Source organism: Pseudomonas sp. NFACC02 (assembly GCF_900110765.1).
In the GTDB taxonomy this organism is placed as follows: Bacteria; Pseudomonadota; Gammaproteobacteria; order Pseudomonadales; family Pseudomonadaceae; genus Aquipseudomonas.
This window is the reverse complement of record NZ_FOEO01000003.1, coordinates 76,006-98,169: the sequence shown is the minus strand read 5'-3', so window position 1 is coordinate 98,169 and position 22,164 is coordinate 76,006. Positions and strand designations below refer to the sequence as shown.

The 22,164-nt window shown below is 61.2% G+C and carries 19 protein-coding genes and 1 pseudogene; 10 read left to right on the top strand and 10 right to left on the bottom strand.

Annotated features, from left to right (window positions below; translation table 11 throughout):
• Positions 1 to 242 precede the first annotated feature (242 nt).
• Entirely contained in the window at positions 243 to 2,879 is a 2,637-nt protein-coding gene (locus BMY73_RS04205) for an ATP-binding protein (RefSeq protein WP_092405237.1), read from the top strand.
• 66 nt (positions 2,880 to 2,945) lie between these two features.
• Positions 2,946 to 4,805 (top strand): ABC transporter ATP-binding protein, encoded by a 1,860-nt coding sequence (locus BMY73_RS04200; RefSeq protein ID WP_062382163.1) that lies wholly within the window; start codon positions 2,946 to 2,948, stop codon positions 4,803 to 4,805.
• Positions 4,806 to 4,946: 141 nt separating this feature from the next.
• Here the strand turns inward: BMY73_RS04200 and BMY73_RS04195 are convergent, their stop codons facing one another.
• Positions 4,947 to 5,642 carry a tRNA (adenine(22)-N(1))-methyltransferase gene (locus tag BMY73_RS04195; RefSeq protein ID WP_305882042.1) on the bottom strand — a complete coding sequence of 232 codons (696 nt, stop codon included), beginning with the start codon at positions 5,640 to 5,642 and terminating at the stop codon, positions 4,947 to 4,949.
• Positions 5,643 to 6,003: 361 nt separating this feature from the next.
• Positions 6,004 to 6,987: a GlxA family transcriptional regulator gene (locus tag BMY73_RS04190; protein ID WP_092405235.1), complete on the bottom strand. Its 984-nt coding sequence runs from the start codon at positions 6,985 to 6,987 to the stop codon at positions 6,004 to 6,006.
• A gap of 420 nt (positions 6,988 to 7,407) precedes the next feature.
• On the opposite strand from BMY73_RS04190, the gene BMY73_RS04185 reads away from it, so the two are divergent.
• Positions 7,408 to 7,866, top strand: coding sequence for an REP-associated tyrosine transposase (locus BMY73_RS04185; RefSeq protein ID WP_092405233.1), 459 nt, complete (start codon positions 7,408 to 7,410; stop codon positions 7,864 to 7,866).
• Positions 7,867 to 8,007: 141 nt separating this feature from the next.
• On the opposite strand, the gene BMY73_RS04180 is transcribed toward BMY73_RS04185, so the two are convergent.
• Genes BMY73_RS04180 through BMY73_RS04165 form a run of 4 tightly spaced genes read right to left on the bottom strand, consistent with a single transcriptional unit; the run spans position 8,008 to position 10,992 of the window.
• Entirely contained in the window at positions 8,008 to 8,763 is a 756-nt protein-coding gene (locus BMY73_RS04180; RefSeq protein WP_092405471.1) for a GGDEF domain-containing protein, read from the bottom strand.
• A gap of 14 nt (positions 8,764 to 8,777) precedes the next feature.
• A complete protein-coding gene (locus BMY73_RS04175) occupies positions 8,778 to 9,164 on the bottom strand; it encodes a DUF1987 domain-containing protein (protein WP_062382160.1) in 387 nt (128 codons plus the stop codon).
• 17 nt (positions 9,165 to 9,181) lie between these two features.
• Positions 9,182 to 9,751, bottom strand: a complete 570-nt coding sequence (locus BMY73_RS04170) for a SiaB family protein kinase (RefSeq protein WP_092405231.1) — start codon at positions 9,749 to 9,751, stop codon at positions 9,182 to 9,184.
• A 2-nt stretch (positions 9,752 to 9,753) separates the two neighbouring features.
• Positions 9,754 to 10,992 (bottom strand): SpoIIE family protein phosphatase, encoded by a 1,239-nt coding sequence (locus tag BMY73_RS04165; protein ID WP_092405229.1) that lies wholly within the window; start codon positions 10,990 to 10,992, stop codon positions 9,754 to 9,756.
• 250 nt (positions 10,993 to 11,242) lie between these two features.
• Between BMY73_RS04165 and BMY73_RS04160 the strand changes: the two genes are divergently transcribed.
• Both BMY73_RS04160 and BMY73_RS04155 read left to right on the top strand, forming a co-directional pair.
• A complete protein-coding gene (locus BMY73_RS04160; protein ID WP_092405227.1) occupies positions 11,243 to 12,958 on the top strand; it encodes an amidase in 1,716 nt (571 codons plus the stop codon).
• A 12-nt stretch (positions 12,959 to 12,970) separates the two neighbouring features.
• Entirely contained in the window at positions 12,971 to 13,720 is a 750-nt protein-coding gene (locus BMY73_RS04155) for a creatininase family protein (protein ID WP_092405225.1), read from the top strand.
• A 5-nt stretch (positions 13,721 to 13,725) separates the two neighbouring features.
• Here BMY73_RS04155 and BMY73_RS04150 read toward each other — a convergent pair whose 3' ends face one another.
• Both BMY73_RS04150 and BMY73_RS04145 read right to left on the bottom strand, forming a co-directional pair.
• Complete coding sequence (locus tag BMY73_RS04150) at positions 13,726 to 14,589, bottom strand: aldo/keto reductase family oxidoreductase (protein ID WP_092405223.1); 864 nt, start codon at positions 14,587 to 14,589, stop codon at positions 13,726 to 13,728.
• 146 nt (positions 14,590 to 14,735) lie between these two features.
• On the bottom strand, positions 14,736 to 15,635 hold the full coding sequence (locus tag BMY73_RS04145; protein WP_256570807.1) for a LysR family transcriptional regulator: 900 nt from the start codon (positions 15,633 to 15,635) through the stop codon (positions 14,736 to 14,738).
• Between the two features lie 111 nt (positions 15,636 to 15,746).
• Here BMY73_RS04145 and BMY73_RS04140 point away from each other — a divergent pair, with 111 nt between their 5' ends.
• From BMY73_RS04140 to BMY73_RS04130, 3 genes and pseudogenes are all read left to right on the top strand, one after another.
• Positions 15,747 to 17,222, top strand: a complete 1,476-nt coding sequence (locus tag BMY73_RS04140; protein ID WP_092405221.1) for an MmgE/PrpD family protein — start codon at positions 15,747 to 15,749, stop codon at positions 17,220 to 17,222.
• A 306-nt stretch (positions 17,223 to 17,528) separates the two neighbouring features.
• Positions 17,529 to 17,759: pseudogene (locus tag BMY73_RS04135) on the top strand (ABC transporter permease); the annotation flags it as partial.
• Complete coding sequence (locus BMY73_RS04130; RefSeq protein ID WP_092405219.1) at positions 17,756 to 18,664, top strand: LysR family transcriptional regulator; 909 nt, start codon at positions 17,756 to 17,758, stop codon at positions 18,662 to 18,664. The pseudogene BMY73_RS04135 and the gene BMY73_RS04130, both read left to right, overlap by 4 nt.
• Here BMY73_RS04130 and BMY73_RS04125 read toward each other — a convergent pair.
• Together BMY73_RS04125 and BMY73_RS04120 are read right to left on the bottom strand one after the other, a co-directional pair.
• Entirely contained in the window at positions 18,650 to 19,426 is a 777-nt protein-coding gene (locus BMY73_RS04125; protein WP_092405217.1) for a substrate-binding domain-containing protein, read from the bottom strand. The genes BMY73_RS04130 and BMY73_RS04125 overlap by 15 nt on opposite strands.
• 28 nt (positions 19,427 to 19,454) lie before the next feature.
• Complete coding sequence (locus BMY73_RS04120) at positions 19,455 to 20,756, bottom strand: MFS transporter (protein WP_092405215.1); 1,302 nt, start codon at positions 20,754 to 20,756, stop codon at positions 19,455 to 19,457.
• Between the two features lie 285 nt (positions 20,757 to 21,041).
• On the opposite strand from BMY73_RS04120, the gene BMY73_RS04115 reads away from it, so the two are divergent.
• Positions 21,042 to 21,812, top strand: coding sequence for a class I SAM-dependent methyltransferase (locus BMY73_RS04115; protein ID WP_092405213.1), 771 nt, complete (start codon positions 21,042 to 21,044; stop codon positions 21,810 to 21,812).
• A 14-nt stretch (positions 21,813 to 21,826) separates the two neighbouring features.
• A complete protein-coding gene (locus tag BMY73_RS04110; protein WP_092405211.1) occupies positions 21,827 to 22,138 on the top strand; it encodes a cupin domain-containing protein in 312 nt (103 codons plus the stop codon).
• The last annotated feature ends 26 nt before the right edge of the window (positions 22,139 to 22,164 follow it).

Below are 22,164 nucleotides of genomic sequence, written 5' to 3'. Positions count from 1 at the left end.
CGATGAAACGCGACGACACCGGCCTGACATCTATGTCGCAGGTACAGTGGCGGTCCACCCTTGCCGCTCGCACGCGGGTGACCCCCTACCCGTTGCCGCTCCAGAACACAGGGTCCGGCTGCCCGCCCAGGCTGGACCGGCCGGATACCCTCTTCTACCGGCCGCTGTTACCCTGTCGGAACTATCGCTTCGCAACCGACTCGCATAGCCATCCACCCTGCCTCTCATGGACTTGAGTCCCTATGATCCAGCCCCCCGCGACGGACAGTCTGTCGTTCCTGCCTCCGAGTAAACTTGGCGAGCTGATTCGTCATCACGACTGGTCCTCCAGTGGTTTGGGCGCCCCCGCCCTCTGGCCTCAGAGCCTTAAATCGGTCACCTCGATGCTATTGGCGTCACCAGTGCCCATCGTGCTGTTGTGGGGCGTCAAGGGCATCATGATTTACAACGACGCCTATTCCATCTTCGCCGGGGAGCGTCATCCGCGTTTATTGGGTTCTGAAGTCCGCAAAGGCTGGGCGGAGGTTGCCGAGTTCAATGATCAGGTCATGCGCGTCGGCCTGGCTGGCCAGACCCTGGCCTACAAAGACCAGGAGCTGACGCTGTATCGCCACGGGCACGCAGAGCAGGTCTGGATGGACCTGGATTACTCACCCGTTTATGACGAAAGTGGTACGCCCGGCGGCGTGATTGCCATCGTCGTGGAAACCACGTCGCGGGTCCTGGTACGCCGCAACCTGCAACAGAGCGAACAGCGCTTGCGCGCGCTGGTCAACGCGACGGCGGACGTGGTTTATCGAGTCTCGCCAGACTGGCGCACCCTCCGTCAACTCGAAGGCAAAGGTTTTCTTAAAGACGCCATGCCATCGAACCTCAGCTGGCTGGACACCTACGTTCCCCCTCAGCACCAGCCTGAGGTGAATCGGGCTATCGCAGAAGCCATCCGCCATAAAACCACTTTCACCCTCGAGCACCCGGTCATACGCGCCGATGAAACGCTGGGGTGGGTGCTTTCGCGCGCCGTGCCCCTGTTTGACGAGCACGGCGAAATCATCGAATGGTTCGGCACGGCAACAGACGTCACCAGCCGCAGGGAAGCGGAAGAAGCGTTGCGGGCCAATGAGCGGCGCCTCCATTTTCTGGATGCACTGGGGAAGGAAACTGCCCGCAGCAACGATGCCGACGTCATCATGGCGACCACCACGCGGATGTTGGGCGAGCATCTGGAGATCGCGGTCTGCGCCTATGCCGACATGGAGTCGGACCAGGACAGTTTCACGATTCGCGGCGACTGGCATGCCCCCGGCTCGGCCAGCATCGTCGGGCACTATCGCTTGGCCGACTTCGGCAAACTGGCGATGCACAACCTGCATTCGGGTATGCCGCTTATCCTGAACGACAACGCCAATGAACTGGAGCCCGCCGAGGCTCAGGCGTTTCTGAGTATCGGGCTGGCCGCCACCATCTGTATGCCATTGGTAAAAGACGGCCGACTCACCGCGTTGATGGCGATTCATGACCGGGTTCCCCGCTGCTGGACTCCGCGCGAACTGTCACTGCTGACTGAAGTGGCCGAGCGGTCCTGGGCCCATATCGAGCGGGTACGCGCCGAGTCAAGACGCCGGGACAGCGAGGAGCGCTTTCGCCTCGACCTGGAGGCGCGGGTGCTTGAACGCACCGAGGCCTTGCGCCAGAGCGAAGCCGCCATCCGCCGCACCGAACAGGCCTTGCATCAATCGCAGAAGATGGAAGCATTGGGCAATCTCACCGGCGGCATCGCCCATGACTTCAACAACCTGTTGATGGCCGTGATTGGCAGCCTGGAGCTGTTGCGCCGGCGAATGCCTCCCACGCCGCAACTCCTGCAATTGGTCGATAACGCGCGAACCGGCGCCGAACGGGGTGCCACGCTGATTGCTCGAATGCTGGCGTTCGCGCGCCGCCAGGAACTGCGGGCCGAGGCCGTCGAACTCGGGGAATTGATCACGGGGATGAGCGAACTCTTGCAGCGCTCGCTCGGTCCCACCATCGAACTGCAGATTACACCCGCGCCAGCCTTGGTCTGGGTCCTCACCGATCCCAATCAACTGGAAGCGGCGTTGCTGAACCTGGCCGTCAACGCACGCGACGCCATGGATGGCCAGGGGCATATCAGGATCGAAGCCAGCCTGCGGACCGTGCAGGTAGCCGACGCACAGCTCCGCCCTGGCGAATACGGGTGCCTTTGCGTCATAGACGACGGCCGAGGAATGGACGAAGAAACGCTCAAGCGTGCGACGGAGCCCTTCTTCACGACCAAGGGCATCGGTGAAGGCACTGGCCTGGGCTTGTCCATGGTGCACGGACTGGTTCAGCAATCGGGCGGAGCCTTGCGGCTGTCCAGCAATCCGGGTATCGGAACGACCGCCGAACTCTGGTTGCCGGCGACCACGGCACCCGAGCAGCTTCTGGACAGCAGCGTGCAACACCCGGTGCGGGACCTCGCTCACTCGGCCGTTTGGGACATACTGGCCGTGGACGACGATGAGCTGGTGCGACTCAGCACCGTGGAGATGCTCAAGGACATGGGGCATCGCGTGCAGGCCGCGAGTTCAGCGCGTGAAGCCCTGATCTGGCTGGACCGGCAACGATTCGACATGATGATTTCCGACCACGCCATGCCACACATGACCGGTACGCAACTGGCGACATTGGTGCGTGAGCGCTGGCCGCAGATGCCGCTGATTCTGGTGTCGGGGTACGCCGATACAGTGACCGGTCTTCCCTCGGAAATCCCTTGCCTGGCCAAGCCATTCTCTCAAGCGCAACTGATGGAGGTGATGAGCGCCGTCGGGGCGAAACCGGCCCCTCATTCCGACACCTCCAAGCCCTCACACTAGGTCGGCTTAGCCCTGGCCGCCGTTCGATGGCAAACTTCCTCCAATTTGATTCTTTCGGAGACCACCATGCTTCGTGCATTTGAGCGATGGCTCGACCCCTTCCCACCCGACGAAGTACCGCCGCCTCCCGACGGACTGGCGCGGTTCCTGTGGGCCTGTACGCGTGGCGCGCGGGGCTACATCCTTGCCCTCGCGCTGCTCAGCGCTGCCGTCTCGATCTACGAGGCGTGGCTGTTTTCTTTCCTCGGCCAGGTCGTGGACTTGCTCTCGAGCTGGAAGACCGGCGGCGGGGTGACGGATCAGGAACGTCACGTGTTGTGGGGCATCGGCATTGTGTTGTTGACCAGTATCGGGCTGGTGGCGTTGCGCACGATGGTCCAGCACCAGATATTGGCGATCAACCTGCCGTTGCGTCTGCGCTGGGATTTTCATCGCCTGATGTTGCGGCAGAGTCTTTCATTCTTTTCCGATGAATTCTCCGGCCGCGTGACCACCAAAGTGATGCAGACGGCGCTGGCCGTGCGTGAAGTGCTGTTCACCCTCATCGAGATCGCGCCCGGGATCGGAGTGTATTTCATCGCGATCATCGCACTGGCCGGTGGCTTCGCGCTGAAACTGATGCTTCCGTTCATGGCCTGGGTCGCCTTGTTCGGGCTGGCCATGTGGTACTTCGTGCCGCGCCTGGGGAAAGTCGGGCAGGAACAGGCCAACGCGCGGTCGTCGATGACCGGACGAATCTCGGACGCCTATACCAACATCACCACCGTCAAACTGTTCTCCCATTCCAAACGTGAAGCGCACTTCGCGCGTGCGGCGATGGAGGACTTCAAGCAGACAGGCTTCCGGCAGATGCGCCTGGTGAGCCAGTTCGAGATCGTCAATCAGGCGCTGGTGGTCGGATTGATCCTGGCGGCAGGCGGCTATGCGCTGTGGCTGTGGCACCAGGACGAAGTCGGCGCAGGGGCCGTCGCGGCGATTACCGCGATGGCACTGCGCATCAACGGCATGTCGCACTGGATCATGTGGCAAATGACTTCGCTGTTCGAAAACATCGGCACGGTCCAGGACGGCATGGCGACCTTGACCCGCGGCCCCAAGGTCCAGGATGCCCCGGACGCAGGCGTGCTGGTGACCTCCGGCGGTGCCGTGACCTTCGACAACGTGAGCTTCAACTACAATGGCGAGCGGCAAGTGCTCGACGGGTTGAGCCTGAATATCCGCGCAGGGGAAAAGATCGGTCTGGTGGGCCGCTCCGGCGCGGGCAAATCCACATTGATCAACCTGCTGCTGCGCTTCTACGACGTGGACAGCGGAGAAATCCGCATCGACGGGCAGAACATCGCGCACGTCACACAGGACAGCCTGCGCAGCGCCATCGGCATGGTCACTCAGGACACCTCTCTGCTGCACCGTTCCATTCGGGACAACATCGCCTACGGCCGGCCCGAGGCGACCGACGCGCAGATACACCGCGCGGCCGCCAACGCGCAAGCTGACGGGTTCATCCGCCAGCTCAGCGACAAGCAAGGTCACTCGGGGTACGACACCCTGGTGGGTGAGCGCGGTATCAAGCTCTCGGGCGGTCAGCGCCAGCGGGTCGCGATTGCCCGGGTCATGCTCAAAAATGCCCCGATCCTGCTGCTGGACGAGGCCACCAGCGCGCTGGACTCAGAAGTCGAAGTCGCCATTCAGGAAAGCCTGGATGAAATGATGGAAGGCAAAACCGTGATCGCCATCGCCCACCGGCTTTCAACGATTGCGGCCATGGACCGGCTCATCGTCATGGATAACGGCCGGATTATCGAACAGGGCACTCACAGTGAACTGCTTGCGAGAAACGGCATTTATGCACGGCTGTGGCAGCACCAGAGTGGCGGATTCCTGGGTGAGGACCAGGGCGTGGTCGAGGCTGGCGAACAAGCTTGAGTGGGGCGGGTCATCTGGGCGATCTGCTTCGATCGCCCATGGCTGCGCGACTGTCACGACCGACCCTCTGCGCAGGAAATTCGCCCCAGTGGCGCCGCGCTCTTCAAAAAAACCTCGGTGCCTTTTCTTATGTGAACGCGCTCAACCCAGCAGCTCGGTGATCCATCGCACCTCTCGCGTCAGTGTTTGAACATGGGTGTCGGGCACCTTCTGACGTGCGCGCGCGAGCTGATCGAGGGTCTTCTCTTTCTGTTTGAGTCTGCGCTGCCATTTGGCGAGAAATGCAGGACTGTGGGACTGCATCAGCAATGGCCCGAAATACAGCTCTTCGGCGGTGTAGGTCACCGGCCCGTCGCGCTCGGCGACGATGATCTCGTAGTCGAAACGATTTTCTCGCAGCACGTCTTCGAAGAGGATGCGGTAATCGTTTTCCATCAACCACTGACGCAGCGGTTGCTCGCCGCCATTGGGCTGCATGATCAGGCGTTCACGCCCCGTCAGATACGCCTTGCCGTCGTCAAGAATGTCGCGAATCGTTTCTCCGCCCATGCCGCAAAAGCTGATGGCCGTGATGCCGTCCCCGGGCTTGATTGCTTCGAGGCCGCTGGCCAGACGCACGGCCATTCGCGCCTGAAGCCCATTCTCACGCACGGTACGCTCGGCCGCGCGGAACGGCGTCAACGCCACCTCCCCCGCAACCGCATACTCGATTGCCCTGCGGCGCAACAGCGCGACCGGCAAGTAACCGTGATCCGAGCCGATATCCGCCAGGCGAGCCCCGGCCGGCACCTGCGCGGCGACGCGCTCCAGGCGCATGGACAATGTGTTTTCGTTCAACTGCCGCCCTTCCTCACCCTGAACCGCCGACGCCCTGGCCGACCCGGGGGCGATTCTGTCCGTCAATGGCAGGCAATTCAAATGTTTTGCGCAGCCATCTCTGAGCCCGACTCAGGCATATGCCTCGACGCAGCCACGGTGGGAGTCGCCGGGGGGTTACGAGGGCCGCGATGCGGTGGGTCATCGACTATCGATGCCACTGATCCACCGCATTCGCGAGCAAGCTCGCTCCCACAGGGTTTGTGTTCGGCGCAAATCTTCGGAACAACGTGATCGCTGTAGGAGACGTCCGAGGTTACGAGGGCCGCGAATGGAGTTCCCGAGATGGGGACGCCCGAAACTGACCTTGCCCTCCCCGACCTCATTTCACCAGCCGCACTTCCTTGGAAGGCCGATAACCGAAATAGGCGCTGTAGCACTTGCTGAAATGGCTGGGTGAGACGAAGCCACAGGCGACGAGAACTTCAACCTGAGAAAGCTCGGTGTGCTGCAGCAACCGCCGTGCCTCGGTGATGCGCAATTCCAGGTAATAACGCTGCGGCGTGGTACCCAATTGCTCCTTGAACAAGCGCTCAATCTGCCGGCGAGAACGTCCCGCGTACACCGCCAGTTGGTCCATTTCCAGTGGCTCTTCAAGGTTGGCGTCCATCAGCTTGACGACCTCTTTGAGCGGGGCACTGACCGAAATGTGTCGGCTCGGCTTGATACGCCGATAGCGTGATTCTTCGAACGACAGGATGTCTTCGATACCTTCGACCAGGGCTTTGTCGTGCAAGCCTTTGATCCATTCCAAAGCCATATGGTAAGCCCCGGAAGGACTGGACGCCGTGAGCCGGTTCCGGTCAACGACAAAAGGCTCGCTGGTCACATGGGTGACCTTCGATATCTCGGCGAGTGCAGGACGGTGCTCGGGATGAATGGCGCAGCGATAACCTTCGAGCAGGCCCGCTGCACCGAGAAACCAGGCGCCGTTCCATAACCCGGCGAGGGTGATGCCGAGGTCGGAGGCGGTGACCAGCAGATTGACCAGGTCCTCGCCGGCTTTGAGCTCCGTGCGGTAACCCCCACAGATCACCAGCAGATCAAGGTCTTTGAGCGCGGACAGCTCAAGGCGGGCGTCGGGCCGAATGACCAGTCCCAGATCGCTGATGACCTCGCCCTCCTGCAAACCGAAGGTTCTGGAAGAAAACAGCTTGGGACGCAGCAGATTGGCGGTAACGATCGTGTCCAGCGCCTGGGTGAACGCCGGGAGCGAAAAATGTTCGAGCAACAAAAAACCGGTCCGCGTATGTGGACAAGGCTGCCGCCGATGCTCGTCAAGATAGCGAAGGTTCTTGCCCTTCATGCCGCCGCTGAACTCTCTTCTCTCGCTCAACGTTCGCCCCGCCTGTTTTCCAATGATCGATTTTCATGAGTTTCTCCCCTTTACCCTTCCTGGCCCAAGTCCAGCTTGCCGAGCCGGCCCCGTTTCACCCGCTCCGGGCAAACCTGACATCCGTACGCAAGGGGTTAACGAGGTTATCTCAAAGCGATGGCAGGTAACAGGAAGGCTGTTAAACGTTGAGAGAAACAATATCAATCCTGGCCATGCCCGTGCCTGCCTGGCACAACGTCCAGCAACAACCCCGAACCCTGTGGGAGACGTCCGAGGTTACGAGGGCAGCGAATGCGGTCGCATTTACACATCCTGATGCAGGATTTGGAAACGGTCACTCGTTCTGCTCGCTAGCCTTTCGGGTTGACTTCTTAGACAGGACAGCAAGCGATGACTCTTCCCGCTGATTCCAGGCGATTGCGCATTGGCCGTTACTCCCAGACCGGCCAGGTTTATCTGGTGACGTCAGTCACCCTCAATCGTCAGCCACTCTTCCGGGACTGGATGACCGGCCGTCTGGTGGTAAATCAATTCCGGATAGCGCAACAGGATGGCAGGGCAAATTCCCTGGCCTGGGTCGTTATGCCGGATCACTTTCATTGGTTGATCGAGCTAGAGAAAGATGATCTTCCCTCTTTGGTACTCGCCGTCAAGTCACGCGCCGCGCGAGACATCAACACACATCTGGGTCGTTCAGGCCAAGTCTGGCAAAGAGGTTTTCATGATCGGGCCCTTCGAAAGGAGGAGGATCTGCTCGCCGCAGGGCGTTACATCATCACCAACCCGATTCGGGCCGGTTTAGTCAGACGCGTACATGACTATCCGTTGTGGGATGCGAAATGGATCTGAAAGCGTGGCGATATCGAATGGCAAACGAGCGCGGGTGCTACCGGACAAGCATTCGCCAGCAAGCCGGCTGCGACTGAGCCGACTCCCGATGCCATCACGCCACTGAGCTGAATCGACGGCTTTGGTCTGGCTTTCACCCCATCACACCGGATCGTCCGCCACTTCCACGCGATTACGCCCTGCGCGTTTGGCGTGGTACAGCGCGGTATCCGCCAATCCGTAGGCCGTGTCGAAACCGGTGCCTGCGGGGTTGGCGCTGACGCCGAAGCTGGCGGTGATGCTGCGGTAGACAGGGTCACCGAAAACATGCGTGGCGATGGCCTGGCGCATGGCTTCGGCCATCTTGATCCCTTCTTCGAGTTCGCCGCCGGGTATGAGCACGGTGAACTCTTCGCCGCCGACCCTGCCGATGGCGGCCCCCTCCCCCACGATCTGCCGCAGGCAGTCGACGATGCCTCGAATAACCGCATCGCCTGCAGGATGACCAAACTCATCGTTCACGTGCTTGAAGTGGTCGATGTCCAGAACGATCATCACCGCGCCCGTGTGCAACAACGCCCTTGTGGTCATGTCGATGATTGCGCCGCGGTTGAGCACGCCCGTGAGGGCATCGTGGGTCGCGCGGTATTCCAGCTGACGGGCCAGGGTCTGAAGCTGGGCGTTAAGCGCGTTCATCTCACGCTCGGCGCGGTCGCTGCGACCGATCAGGCGGCGGGTTTCACGCATCAGGCGCTCATAGTGCGCCGCCAGATCAGCCAAGGAGGTGCGGTAGACCTGCGCGTGGGCGTCAGGGAGCGCCAGAATCGACCGAACCTGCTCAAGCGCCTCGGCCTCGCTTTTGAACAAGTCTGGTGCCAGGTCGGGCGAGGTGCCTCGCGATGCGGCAGAAGCGGCCATGGTGATCACCCTGTTCACGTGGTTACTGGATGGTCATTGAAGATGATCGAAGTGAAGTCGGCCTTCAGTTCTTCGCCGAACTCGAAGATGGTCTCGTCCTCTTCTTCGTAGTACCAGTTCACTTCAATCCGGTTACCTGCCGCTGCCGACTGATCCAGCGCATCGAAAATGCTGAACAGCATCTTGGTGCTGGAGCTGTTGAAGTAGGCCAGTGCGATATTCGCCGTGATCGTCACGCCTTCTTTGGCGTCCAGAAATGCACGCAGCTGCTGCACGATCGGTGCGTAAAAAGCGGCAGCGTTTTCCGGGTAGGATTCGCCTTTCATCGACAGAAGGTGCTGGTCAAAACGAAAGTCGACTTCCGGCGAAGTGGCCGTTGCTTCGATGTAGAAGTTGTCCATGGCTAAGCGTCGCTCAATCAAATAGTGGCTTTAAGGCAAAACAGGGTCGTTTCGGGATCGTCCTGGCGCGGATGAAACCCGAACTCCAGCGGCGCGCAGGCGTCACGGGCCATGGTCAGGAAGCCCAGGCCAGCGCCTTTGCTGTCTACTGGCGTTTCGGCGCGCAGCGTGGCTTTGTAGGCGTGCTTGATTTCATCCAGCGACATGGTGCGTAGCGGCTCGAGCTTCTCGCGCAGTCGCGCGATGTCGGCCGTTGCAATGGGGTTGGCGCAGAGCATCAGATGCCGCTCGCCGTCGGTGCTGATGCAGACGGCGCCCTGCCGCAGTGCAGCGGCTTCGGCGACGGTCGCGCTCAAGGCGTCGGAGGAGTAATGAATGATGTTCTGCGAGAGCTCGACGAACGACGAAAACAGCTTGCGTCGCGTCGGCCCGCTGACGCCGGAGATTTCCAGCTGCAGCTTCATCACTTCCGCCATCGCCGAGATGATGTGATGCGAGAAATAGCCCATGTGATAGAAGATCACGTTTCTCTGTTGGGCCAGATCGAAAAACGTGCAGTCCTGCTGAGCGGTAGGTGAAGTGAACATCATCATTCCTGAATGCGGGCACAGAAAAGGGTCAAGTCGTCACGGCGTGTCTGTTCGCCCTGCCACACGGCAAGCGCCGCTTGCAGGGCTTCACAGATCGCGATCGATGGCTGGCTGCGGTGCGCAATAATCGTCTCGAAGGCTTTGCGCTTGCCAAATGCGATACGCTTCGGGCCGCCGATCTGATCGATCAACCCGTCGGTGGCGATGAACATCAGGCTTCCCGATTGCATCGGCACGCGACTCACCGACCATTGGTAATCGAAGTGGCTGTCGACGTACCCCACGCCCATGCGTTGACCGGCAAGGGTCTCAAGCTGTTCAGCGTCAGGATGCAAGACATGCAGCGCCATGCGCGCGCCCGCGAAGCTGAGCATCCGCGTGGCGTTATCGAACCAGAAAAACGCAGCGTCCAGACCGTCGTCGGATTCGGGGGTGCCATCCAGGCCGTTGACCTGCCCCAGTTGCTCCTTGACGCTGCGGTTGACCGCCGACAACAGGCTCGCAGGGTGACGCGGCCCCAGTTGCGCCAACGCCTGGGTCAGCGATGAGGACGCGATCAATGTCATGAACGCGCCGGGAACGCCGTGCCCCGTGCAGTCGGCGATGGCACCGAACCAGCCGTCGGCGTAGGCGCAAAAGTGATAGAAATCGCCGCCCACGACATCGCGCGGCTCCCACAGCAGCGCGGCATCGCCAAGGGTCGAACCCAGCGCCTCGCGGGACGCCCGCAGCATGGCACGCTGAATCACACTGGCGTATTCGATGCTCTGCATCATCTGGCGGTTTTTCTCCGCCTGCATGGCCGCGACCACCGCCATCAGCTCCAGACCGTTACCCAACCCGGCGAAACGCCCGTTGCGGGTGACGATGAAGCCGTCGGCCAGCGCCTTTTCACCGTATTCGACAGTCTTGAACGTCAGCGCCTCGATGCTCATCCCGGCATCGACGATCAGCGGTTCCTTGTCCATGAAAGCGATGCAGCTTTTCTTGTCGTAGAGCTCGCGATGAAACGGCTTGCTCATCTGCGACAGGAAGATATTGCGGTTGATCAACCCGATAGGTCGATCGCCCTCCAGTACGGCAAGGCACGCGCGCTCGCGGTGAGCGCTGAAAATTTCCATGACCCGATGGTTGGTGCTGTCCGATTCAATGCCGGGCACCTCATTGCACAGATCGCCCGCGCACCGATGATCCCGGGGCAACGTCGGTCGCATGAATGTGAAATGTTCCGCCTGCATGCCTGCACTACCACGCCAGACCAAAGCGCGGACAGTACCAACGTGATATTAAGATGATGTTACAGCGCGAGTCATTTGTTCCGTCGGGCCCTATCTGGCCCCGTGCCTCGCCCCATGCACTTGGTGTTAAATACACCACCCGGGTCGAACGCTCAGACCCTGCCGGACAGTTCAGCGAGACGGAACGCGATATGAAAAGCCTTTTTGAGACACGCAACTCCCCTCTTCCCCAGGCGTCGGCGGTGGCGGCATGATCGAAGTCACCGAAGTCTCCATCGCCCAATTGCGCGCTGCCCTGGCGTCCGGCGAAACCACCGCCGTTGAACTGGTCCAGGCGTATCTGGCGCGCATCGATGCCTATGACGGTCCGGACACCCCAACCCGCCTCAACGCGTTGGTGGTTCGAAACCCTGAAGCCCTCAAGGAAGCAGAAGCGTCCGACGCTCGCCGCGCGAAGGGCCAGACACTCGGCCCGCTCGACGGCATCCCGTACACCGCCAAAGACAGTTACCTGGTCAAAGGCCTCACCGCCGCGTCCGGCAGCCCTGCGTTCGCCGACCTGATTGCCTACCGCGATGCGTTCACCATTGAACGGCTGCGCGCTGCCGGTGCGATTTGCCTGGGCAAGACCAACATGCCGCCCATGGCCAACGGCGGTATGCAACGCGGGGTCTATGGCCGCGCCGAAAGTCCCTACAACGGCGATTACCTCACCGCACCCTTCGCCTCAGGTTCTTCGAACGGCGCCGGTACCGCGACGGCGGCCAGCTTCGCCGCGTTCGGTCTGGCTGAAGAAACCTGGTCAAGCGGTCGAGGCCCGGCCTCCAACAACGGTCTATGCGCATACACCCCATCACGCGGGGTGATTTCGGTGCGCGGCAACTGGCCGCTGACACCGACCATGGACGTCGTCGTGCCCTTTGCCCGCACCATGGCCGACCTGCTGGAAGTGCTGGACGTGGTGGTGGCGGACGATCCCGACACACGCGGCGACCTCTGGCGAATGCAACCCTGGGTGCCGATCCCCACGGTCGCGTCGGTGCGTCCGGCGTCTTACGCTGAACTCGCGGTGAATGCCGAGGCACTGGCCGGCAAGCGCCTGGGCATCCCGCGCATGTACATCAACGCCGATCCTGACGCAGGCACCAGCGAAGCGCCGGGCATCGGCGGCCCGACCGGCCAGCGCATCAACACCCGTCCCTCCGTCATCGCGCTGTGGCAAGAAGCTCGCCAGGCGCTCGAAGCAGCGGGCGCCGAAGTCATCGAATTGGATTTCCCGCTGGTGTCCAATTGCGAAGGCGATCGCCCGGGCGCGCCGACCGTATTCAATCGCGGCATCGTCTCCAAGGAATTCCTGCACCACGAATTGTGGGACCTGACGGCCTGGGCGTTCGATGACTTCCTGCAAGCCAACGGCGATCCAAAGCTCAATCGACTGGTCGATGTCGACGGTCCGAAGATTTTCCCCCACGACCCAGGCACCCTGCCTAACCGCGAAGGCGATCTGGCAGCGGGGATGGACGAGTACGTGCGCATGGCCGAGCGTGGCATCACGCCGTGGAACGAAATCGACACCCTGGCCGACGGCCTGCGGGGACTTGAGAAAACCCGGCGCATCGACCTGGAGGAATGGATGGATGCGCAGGGACTGGACGCCGTGCTGTTCCCGACCGTCGCAGACGTCGCGCCCGCGGATTCGGACGTAAATCCCGCGTCCGCCGACATCGCCTGGAGCAACGGTGTATGGGTTGCCAACGGCAACCTCGCCATCCGCCATCTCGGCGTGCCGACGGTCACGGTACCCATGGGCGTCCTGTCGGACATCGGCATGCCGGTCGGTCTCACGTTTGCCGGTCGCGCGTATGACGACTCGGCGCTGCTGCGTCTGGCCGCTGCGTTTGAATCAACCGGGTCGAAGCGCATGATTCCGCCGCGCACGCCTGCCCTCGTTTCCGCCACATCGTAGAGAGAACCCACCATGCTTTTACACCTGTCGACGTGGCGCGAGATCGAAGCGTTTCTGACCCGTAGCCGCACCATCGTCGTGCCCATCGGTTCGAATGAACAACATGGCCCGACCGGGCTGTTGGGCACGGACTGGATGTGCCCGCAGATCATCGCCGAAGAAGCGCAGAAAAACGCCGATATCCTGATCGCGCCGACGTTCAACATCGGCATGGCGCAGCATCACCTCGGTTTTCCGGGCACGATTTCGTTGCGCCCTTCGACCTTCATCGCCGCCATTGGCGATTGGGTTCGCTCCCTGGCCGGGCACGGGTTCGAGAAGATCCTGTTCCTCAATGGCCACGGCGGCAACGTGGCCTCCATTGAAGCCGCCTTTTCCGAGCTGTACGCCGAATCCAGCTTCGCCAGACGGCCGGCGGGATTCGCGTTGAAGCTGTGTAATTGGTGGGATCTGGAGGGCGTCGGCCAACTGGCCCACGAGCAGTTTCCGGTGGGCCATGGGTCGCATGCGACACCGTCGGAAATTGCAGTCACTCAATGGGCTTATCCGGACGCCATCAAGTCGGCGACGTACTCGCCACGCATTGCACCCACCGGCCCGATCCGCGAGGCGCGCGACTTTCGTGCGCGCTTTCCCGACGGCCGCATGGGCTCAGACCCGGCTCTCGCGACCCCGGACAAAGGCGGCGAACTGGTGAAGCTGGCCGCCCAGGGCCTGATACAAGCGGTCAATGCCTTCAGTGAGGAATCGACGCCAAACTGACGTCCCTACGCCACCGCATCCAGCTCCGCCAGCATCTGCGGCGTGATCGTCAGTTCACTGGCGGTCAGGTTTTCCCGCAGATGCGCCACCGACGACGTGCCAGGGATCAGCAGGATGTTCGGCGCGCGTTGCAGCAGCCAGGCCAGCGCCACCAGGAGCGGTGAAGCGTCCATCCGCGTGGCCACGCTGGACAGGACGTTCGATTGCAACGGCGTAAAGCCGCCCAGCGGGAAAAACGGCACGTAGGCGATGCCTTGTTTGCCGAGGTCGGCAATCATCTGCTCGTCGTCACGGTGAGACAGGTTGTAATGGTTCTGCACGCACACGACATCGGCGATGGACTGGGCTTGTCTGACCTGAGCCGCCGTGACGTTGCTCAGGCCCAGATGCCGAATCAGCCCTTGCCGCTGCAGCTCCGCAAGCGCAGTGAACTGTTCTTCGATGGATTCTTCACCCGGCGAGTGCAGGTTGCCCCAGGCGCGCAGGTTCACAACGTCCAGCACCTCCAGTCCCAGATTGCGCAAATTGTCATGCACGGCCTGTATCAGCTCCGCCGGGCTTTGCGCCGGATGCCAGGAAGCGTCTTCACCCCGTCGTGCGCCGACTTTGGTGACGATGACCAGGTCGCCCGCGTAAGGATGCAGCGCTTCGCGGATCAACTGATTGGTGATGTGAGGGCCATAGAAGTCGGACGTGTCAATATGGTTGACGCCCAGCGCCCGTGCTTCGCGCAGGACGGCCAAGGCTGCTATGGGGTCCTTGGGCGCACCGAACACGCCCGGCCCGGCCAGTTGCATCGCGCCGTAGCCCAGGCGGTTGACGCGACGATCGCCGATTTGAAAGGTGCCTGCCTTGCTTGCGTTGCTCATGCCGTCTGCCTCTGTCATGAAGTGTCTGGTCACTATAGGCCTTGACCACTTCGCTGATCAGATGCAATCGGCACAGGGCGTACGAGTGAGCGATGACGCGGCCATCAAACGGCGGAACGGTTTCCTGACCTTCCGATCCTAGAACATCACGCCCCTGCCCGCTCCCCGATCATGTCGTACAACTGCTGCGCTGCCGCCGACAACACCCGGCCACGACGCCGAATCAGGCCGACCGTGCGGCTGACCATCGGATCGACCAGCGGAACACTGACGAGTATCGGGTGACCGTCCTCGGGCATGGCCAGACGCGGAACGGCAGCGATGCCCACGCCGGCTTCGACCAGGCTGACCACACTCATGACGTGCCGGACCTCGCAGAACGATCGCGGCAGATCCGCGCTGTCGGCGAGCGCCAGATCCAGCAGTAACCGGTTGCCGCTGGCCTTGGCCACACTCATGTAATCGTACTGCGCCAGCTCTGCCCATGTGACCTGGTGTCGGCCCGCCAGAGGATGATCGCGCCGGCAGGCCACCACGAATGCCTCCTTCAGGACGGCTTGAAAGTCGATGCTGGCCTCCTGCACACCGATGTAGTTCAGCCCGAAATCCGCCTCATTGCGCACAACGCTCGACAGCACCTCGCTGGCGCCGTCGTCCATGACCCGAATGACGATGCGCGGGTAGCGCTGGTGAAACTCGCGCAGGACGTGAGGCAGAAAATAGCGCACCACAGACGGCACGCAGGCCACGGTGACCTCACCGCTCATGCGCCCCGCCACCTCGCCCAAGCCGATCAGCGTTTCATCGAGGCTGTTAAGAATGTCCCGCGCCTTGCGCGCAAAATCGCGTCCGAAAACAGTCAGGTCGACACGGCGGGTCGTCCGTTCAAGCAGGCGTACGCCCATCTTGGCTTCCAGCTTGGAGATCCGCCTGGACAGCGCTGGCTGTGACAGATGCAGGTCCAGCGCCGCTGCGCTGAACGTCCCCAGCTCCGCGACGGCCACGAAGGCGCGCAGATCACTCATTTCCAGATTCATGTTTGGCATGCATAGATCCATGAGATTGTTGCAATTCAAATGCTAGCACCACTGCTTCATGATCGTGGCGTGCTCTTGGCACGTGCATTCAAACAATCATAAAGAAAGGCACACACGATCATGACGACGATCAATCGACGCGGACTTCTCAAGGCCGGCGCTATCGCCTCGGTGGCGGCGGCCACGCCCGGCCTGTCTCTTTCAGTCCTGGCCCAAGGGGAAAAAATGAAACCCGTTGAACCCGCCCCCTCGTCAACGCCAGAACCGGTCACCCGGATCCTGGCGCACTATCTGGTCAACGCGCGTTACGAGGACCTTCCCGCCAACGTGCGTAAAGAAGGCACGCGCACGTTGCTGAACTGGGTCGGCGTCGCCGTGGGCGGTTCGCACCATGAAACGGTGGAACGCGCACTGTCCGCGCTCAAGCCTTTTTCGGGACCGCCGCAGGCCGGCTTGCTGGGTCGTCCGGAGCGCCTGGACATCATGAACGCGGCGTTCCTTAACGGCGTCGCCAGCCACATCTTCGACTTTGACGACACGCACCTCAAAACCATCATTCACCCGGCAGGTCCCGTCGTTTCGGCGATCCTCGCGCTATCGGAATACCACCCGGTGTCCGGTAAAGACTTCCTCAATGCGCTGGTGCTCGGTGTCGAAACCGAATGCCGGATCGGCAACGCGGTGTACCCGAACCACTATGACGTCGGCTGGCACATCACGGGAACCGCCGGGGTGTTCGGCGCAGCCGCGGCCGCCGGAAAGATTCTCGGCCTGACCGAACAACAAATGGTCTGGGCGTTGGGTCTGGCAGCGTCGCAACCGGTGGGCCTGCGTGAGTCGTTCGGCTCCATGAACAAAAGCTTCAACCCCGGTCGCGCCGCCAGCAACGGTTTGTTCGCCGCCCTGCTGGCGTCGAAGGACTACACCAGTTCCAACGGCATGATCGAAGCCAAGCGCGGTTGGGCGAACACCATCAGCACCAAGCAGGACTACCGCGAGATCACCGAGGGCCTTGGGCAGCGGTACGAGTCAGCGCTCAACACCTATAAACCCTTCGCCTGCGGCATTGTCATCCACCCGGCGCTGGACGCTGCGATTCAACTGCGCAATCGGTACGCACTGACTGAAGATCAGATCAGCCGTGTCGACCTCAAGGTGCACCCGCTGGTGATCGAGCTGACCGGCAAGAAGACGCCAAAAATCGGCCTGGAAGGCAAGTTCAGCATCTACCATTCGGTGGCCGTGGCGCTTATCGAAGGGGCGGCGGGCGAGCGGCAGTACAGCGACCGCGCCGTGAACGACCCCAAGGTGATTGCCCTGCGCGAACGGGTTACCGCGATCATCGATCCTGCGATCAAACCGGAACAGGTCGACATGACGATCACCTTGAAGGACGGTCGTGTTCTGCACACATTCATCGAGCACGCGATTGGCAGCCTGGAAGTCCCCATGAGCGATCAGCAACTGGAGGCCAAATTCACGGATCTGGCCAAGGGCATCCTGCCCGATGCTCAAGTGCGCACAGTGATCGAGACCTGCTGGTCGGTGGAGAAACTGGCCAGCGCGGCGGACATTGCCAAGGCGGCAGTGGTGTGACCAAAGCCTGAGGGTAAAGGCCGGCTTGGCGAACGCGGTGGATCAGTCATATCGCGGATGAATGAACCACCGCTTTCGCTGCCGTCGTCACCTCCGACGTCTCCTACAGGTGCGCGACGTTTCAGCAGGGTGTGGCAGGGATCCAGCGATGCGTCATCGCGGATGCCTGGCCTTGCAAAGTGGGCAATAATGCAGGGCGTTTCAGCCCGCCCGCCCAGAAGGAACCACCGTGCCGCCGAATGTGCCCTCGCCCCGTTCATCGTCCGAGCCGTTGCTCGAAATCAGGCGGTTGACTCGTCTGGACCCAACCACATGACCGTGGTCGGCATCGTCAGCCTGCCCGGCATGATGACCGGTCAGGTGCTGGCGGGAGAAAACCCTGAACACGCCGTGCGCTACCAGATCATGATCATGTTCCTGATCGCCGCCGGCTCGGCGCTGGGCACGGTCTGCGCGGTGTTGCTGACATTCAGGCGACTGTTTTCGGCGGATCACCGTTTCATGGTCAACCGACTGGTGATGAGGCGAACGGCATGAGTATCAATTTTGACCTCAATGACCTTCAGGCTTTCCGTGCCGTGGTCGAGAACGGCAGCTTCCGCAAAGCGGCAGACGCGATCAGGATCACCCAGCCCGCGCTGAGTCGACGCATCGAAAAGCTTGAATCAGCGCTTAACGTCAAATTGTTCGAACGCACCACCCGCAGGGTCAGCCTCACCACGGTCGGGCTGGCTTTTCTGCCGCAGGTCGAACGGATGCTCGACGATCTGGACATCGCCCTGATGAGCATCAGTGAGGTTGCGTCGACGCGCATGGGGCATGTGACCATCGCCTGCGTACCCTCCGCGGCGTACTACTTCATGCCGAAGGTGATCAGCGCTTTTCACACGCTGTACCCCAGGATTAAGGTCCGTGTACTCGACGCCAGCGCCAATGAGGTCAACAGTGCCGTGGCCTTGGGTGAAGCGGATTTCGGGGTGAGTTTCAGCGGCACGTTGGCGGCGGAAGTCGATTTCGAATTGCTGTTGCAGGAACGCTACGTGGTCGCATGCCGACGCGACCATCCTCTGGCCGAGCGTGAGCAGGTCACTTGGGAAGAGATGCACGAATACGACTACATCAGCCTGGACAAGACCTCTGGCAACCGGATGGTGCTGGACCAGGCGCTGCTGCGATCACCCGCCAAAAAGCCAAGCATCTGCGAAACGCGCCATGTGACGACCATGATCGGTCTGGTCGAAGCCGGACTGGGTGTCGCGGCGGTGCCCTCCATCGCGATGCCTGCAGAGGGGCATCCGATTCTGGTGAGCATCCCGCTGATCAAGCCCGAGGTGCTGCGCAACGTCGGGCTGATCAAACGCCGCGGGCGTACCTTGACACCCGCGGCCATCGAGCTGGAACAATTGGTCAGGCAGATGCCCACCTGCTCAACGGGGCACTGAGTCCAGACCCGTGGATTGCACCTCGGCCTGCACGTTGGCCGACGACAGGTAGTCAAGCAATGCCTTGGCTTGCTGCGGGTGTTCTGCATTGCGCGGTATGCCCGCGGCGAAACGCGTCACGGACTGAACATTCTCCGGGATCTTGCCGACAAAGGTCACACCCGGTACAGGCAACAGTTCTGCAACCTGCTGAAAACCCAGTTCGTAATCGCCTTTGGCAACCACCGACGCCACCGGAATGCGTTCGATCATTTTCCCCTTCGGCCCGACCTGATCCTGAACACCCAGTTTCTTGAACAGCTCGTTCTCGACGTAAACGCCGCTGGCGCTGTCGGAGTACGCCACGGACTTCGCCTTGAGCAGCGCGTCCTTGAGCTCGGCATCGGTCGTGATGGCCGGCTTGGGGGCGCCCTGCCGCACCACCATTCCGATGCGCGAATCCGCGAGTTCGACACGTGAAGCGGGATCGACCTTGCCCTGCTTGATGAGCTCATCCAGCGCATAACCCACCATGATCACCACGTCCGCATGCTCTCCACGCGCCAGGCGGTTGGGAATGGCCTCCGGCGCCTTGCCCATCGACGGGCCAAGGACCGTCTCCAGCGTGTCGCCGCTTGCGGCGGCGTATTGCGGGCCCAGCAATTTATACGCGGCGGTAAAGCCGCCGGAAGTCATCACCTTGAGCGATTCGGCCTGGGCCGATGTGCTGCCCAACAGCACGCCGAGTGTCAGAGCAGCCAATGCATTGAAGAGTGCTTTCATATCGAGTCCTTCTCCTTGAAACGGCTGCTCAGATAGCCAACTGCGGGCGAGCGGAAATGTTCCGGTACAGCATCAGCGTTGCACCCAGGGCACACGCGGCGGCGAATGTCATCCAGTACGCAGGTGCGGCCTTATCGCCGGTGAAATGGATCAGCCAGGTCGAAATGGCAGGCGTGAATCCCCCGAAAATGGCGGTTGCCAGGCTGTACGCCAGGGAGAACCCCGCGACACGCACCTCTACCGGCATGATTTCGGTGAGCGCTGGAATCATCGCGCCGTTGTACAGGCCATACAGGCAGGAAAACCACAGCAATACTTCGAGCATGTGGCCAAAGCTAGGCGCCTGGGCCAGAAACGACAAGGCAGGATAGGCCGTGACGATGGTCAAGACGGTCATGGCAATCAGCAGCGGCTTGCGGCCGAATCGGTCACTCAACGCGCCGCCAATGGGCAACCAGATGAAGTTCGACACGCCCACCAACAAGGTCACCAACAGCGCGTCGGAGGTGCTAAGGTTCAGCACGGTTTTGCCGAAGGTCGGGACATAGACAGTGATCAGATAAAACGCGGTGGTGGTCATGGCGACCATCAGCATGCCGGCCACCACCACACCCCAGTTCTGCAACAGCGTGGCGATGACTTCTTTCATCGTGGGCCGGTGCGTTCGAGTGGCGAATTCTTCGGTTTCCTGAAGGCTGCGGCGCAACACGAAAATGAACGGAATGATCAGGCAGCCGATGGCGAACGGAATCCGCCATCCCCAGTCCGCGATGACCGCTGGCGCCATCCATTGATTCAGGGCAAACCCCAGCGCAGCCGCTACGACAATTGCCACTTGCTGGCTGCCGGACTGCCAGCTGGTGTAGAAACCCTTGCGCCCAGGTGTGGCCATTTCTGCCAGGTATACCGATACCCCACCCAGTTCCGCGCCGGCCGAAAAGCCTTGCAGCAGGCGCCCCAACAGCACCAGCGCCGGCGCCCATAAGCCGATACTCGAGTAACCCGGCACCAGCACGATCAGTAACGTCCCGCTGGCCATGATGGACAGCGTGACGATCAAGCCCTTGCGGCGCCCGACGTCATCGATGTACGCCCCGAGGATGACGGCTCCTAACGGACGCATCAGGAACCCGGCACCAAACACGGCGAAGGTCATCATCAACGATGCGAATTCACTGGAAGCAGGAAAGAACGCCGAGGCGATCTGTGTGGCATAGAAGCCGAAGAGGAAAAAGTCGAACTGTTCGAGGAAGTTGCCTGAGGTGACACGAAAGACGGCACCGGCTTTTGAGGGGGCGGACGTCGCCCGCGAATGGGGGGAGCCATGCATGAATATTCTCCAGCGATCTTGTTTTAATGAGCCTTTCGGCGCTTTATGACCGGGAGTTTGATCGACACAATTTGAAACGATAAGTGCTATGTTTTCATCGATTGATGCACAAAGCTTATCAGTCGATACCGGGCTGGCGAGAAGTGTGCTGAGTGCCGTGCTGCTTAATACAGGACGTCTGGGGGACAACGCCGAGACGTACTGAAGGCTTGAAAATGAGCGTCAGGCCGCTGGCATCTGGCGCATAATAAGCCCACCATTTTTCCACGCAGAGGAATGCTGACGATGACAGTGGTTCACAAATCGGCTCAGGTGGGGTTTTCAACGCAGGCGGGCACGTACGCGCAAGGCCGGCCGGATTACCCTAACGAAATCAGCACATGGTTACGCGACACCCTTGGCATCCTGCCCACGTCCACGGTCATTGACCTGGGCGCCGGAACCGGCAAGTTCACGCGATTGCTCACACCGCTTTCCGAACACCTGATCGCCGTCGAGCCGGTGGACGCCATGCGTCAGGAGTTTTCCAGCCACCTGCCCGACACACAGATTTTGCCGGGCACGGCGCAGTCGATGCCGCTGGCCGACGGCGCAGCCGATGTGCTGGTGTGCGCTCAGGCGTTTCACTGGTTTGCCCACGAAGCGGCGCTCTCGGAAATGCATCGGGTGCTCAAACCCGGCGGCCGTCTGGGGCTGATCTGGAACGCGCGGGACGAATCGGTCGACTGGGTGGCGGAAATCACCCGCATCATCACCCCTTATGAAGGCGATACCCCACGCTTTCACACCGGCGACTGGCGGCGGCCGTTCGACGGGCGATTATTTTCGCAGCCGGACATGACCTGCTTCCCTTACACCCACATCGGCAGCGCTGAGACCGTGATCATGAACCGGTTTCTGTCGGTGAGCTTCATCGCTGCCCTGCCCCCGGCAGACAAGGCCATCGTCACCGAACAATTGCGCGAGCTGATCAGCACACATCCAGCGCTACGCGGACGAGAGACCATCGCCTTTCCTTACCAGACACAGGCCTACCTGTGCCGTCGGCTCGACTGAAGAGACGTCAACCCGTGAAAATCGTCCGCAGTAAATCCTTCACCGGCGAGCGCGCCTGGGCCGCGCTCGACATCGCCAACATGAACGGCATCACCACCCGGCTGCACTGGACCGACCAACCCTACAAGTGGCACGTCAACGACGGCCAGGAAGTGTTTGCGGTACTGGATGGGCGTGTGGAAATGCACTTCAAGGAAAACGGTATCGAGCAGTCGACGATTCTTGAAACCGGCGATATCTTTTACGCCTCGGTCGGCACTGCGCACGTGGCTCATCCACTGGGCATCGCGCGCGTGTTGGTGGTGGAAAGCGAAGGCAGCGTTTAAGTCGACCCCTACAGGCTGCATCGGCA

Bases quoted from the DNA above. Each gene is read 5' to 3' on its own strand.
- BMY73_RS04120 (WP_092405215.1), bottom strand. From the start codon at position 20,756: ATGCATGGCTCCCCCCATTCGCGGGCGACGTCCGCCCCCTCAAAAGCC.
- BMY73_RS04200 (WP_062382163.1), top strand. From the start codon at position 2,946: ATGCTTCGTGCATTTGAGCGATGGCTCGACCCCTTCCCACCCGACGAA.
- BMY73_RS04130 (WP_092405219.1), top strand. From the start codon at position 17,756: ATGAGTATCAATTTTGACCTCAATGACCTTCAGGCTTTCCGTGCCGTG.
- BMY73_RS04205 (WP_092405237.1), top strand. From the start codon at position 243: ATGATCCAGCCCCCCGCGACGGACAGTCTGTCGTTCCTGCCTCCGAGT.
- BMY73_RS04145 (WP_256570807.1), bottom strand. From the start codon at position 15,635: ATGCCAAACATGAATCTGGAAATGAGTGATCTGCGCGCCTTCGTGGCC.
- BMY73_RS04125 (WP_092405217.1), bottom strand. From the start codon at position 19,426: ATGAAAGCACTCTTCAATGCATTGGCTGCTCTGACACTCGGCGTGCTG.
- BMY73_RS04180 (WP_092405471.1), bottom strand. From the start codon at position 8,763: ATGGCCGCTTCTGCCGCATCGCGAGGCACCTCGCCCGACCTGGCACCA.
- BMY73_RS04170 (WP_092405231.1), bottom strand. From the start codon at position 9,751: ATGTTCACTTCACCTACCGCTCAGCAGGACTGCACGTTTTTCGATCTG.
- BMY73_RS04165 (WP_092405229.1), bottom strand. From the start codon at position 10,992: ATGCAGGCGGAACATTTCACATTCATGCGACCGACGTTGCCCCGGGAT.
- BMY73_RS04150 (WP_092405223.1), bottom strand. From the start codon at position 14,589: ATGAGCAACGCAAGCAAGGCAGGCACCTTTCAAATCGGCGATCGTCGC.
- BMY73_RS04115 (WP_092405213.1), top strand. From the start codon at position 21,042: ATGACAGTGGTTCACAAATCGGCTCAGGTGGGGTTTTCAACGCAGGCG.
- BMY73_RS04160 (WP_092405227.1), top strand. From the start codon at position 11,243: ATGATCGAAGTCACCGAAGTCTCCATCGCCCAATTGCGCGCTGCCCTG.
- BMY73_RS04155 (WP_092405225.1), top strand. From the start codon at position 12,971: ATGCTTTTACACCTGTCGACGTGGCGCGAGATCGAAGCGTTTCTGACC.
- BMY73_RS04185 (WP_092405233.1), top strand. From the start codon at position 7,408: ATGACTCTTCCCGCTGATTCCAGGCGATTGCGCATTGGCCGTTACTCC.
- BMY73_RS04190 (WP_092405235.1), bottom strand. From the start codon at position 6,987: ATGAAGGGCAAGAACCTTCGCTATCTTGACGAGCATCGGCGGCAGCCT.
- BMY73_RS04175 (WP_062382160.1), bottom strand. From the start codon at position 9,164: ATGGACAACTTCTACATCGAAGCAACGGCCACTTCGCCGGAAGTCGAC.
- BMY73_RS04140 (WP_092405221.1), top strand. From the start codon at position 15,747: ATGACGACGATCAATCGACGCGGACTTCTCAAGGCCGGCGCTATCGCC.